Here is a 551-nt window from a genome sequence, read left to right as displayed (position 1 = left end):
CTATACATCGTCTTGCGACTTAGCAGAAACCTATGTTTTTGGTAAACAGTCGCTTGGGCCTATTCTCTGCGGCCACCGTATGGTGGCACCCCTTATCCCTAAGTTACGGGGTCATTTTGCCGAGTTCCTTAACAACAGTTCTCTCGCGGGCCTTAGGATACTCTCCTCACCCACCTGTGTCGGTTTGCGGTACGGGTACCTTTAACCTCGATAGAGACTTTTCTTGACAGTGTGAAATCAGCTACTTCGCTACTAAATTTCGCTCCCCATCACATCCCAGCATTGTCAAAGCGGATTTACCTACTCTGACTGCCTCAATGCTTGGGCACACATAACCAACAGTGTGCTTAGCTTATCCTACTGTGTCATCCCATCTCTCAAACGGTTATCGGTAGTACAGGAATATCAACCTGTTGTCCATCACCTACGCCTTTCGGCCTCAGCTTAGGTCCCGACTAACCCAGGGCGGACGAACCTTCCCCTGGAAACCTTGGGTTTACGGCCTGTGGGATTCTCACCCACATCTCGCTACTCATGCCAACATTCTCACT

The 551-nt window shown here is 49.9% G+C and carries 1 rRNA gene; it reads right to left on the bottom strand.

The features are described from left to right. Positions 1-551: ribosomal RNA gene (locus tag KGF41_RS20490) — 23S ribosomal RNA — on the bottom strand; the annotation flags it as partial.

Source organism: Clostridioides sp. ZZV14-6150 (assembly GCF_020657875.1).
GTDB lineage: Bacteria > Bacillota > Clostridia > Peptostreptococcales > Peptostreptococcaceae > Clostridioides.
Note: the sequence above shows the minus strand (reverse complement) of the source record. Positions and strands in the feature narration are given on the sequence as shown.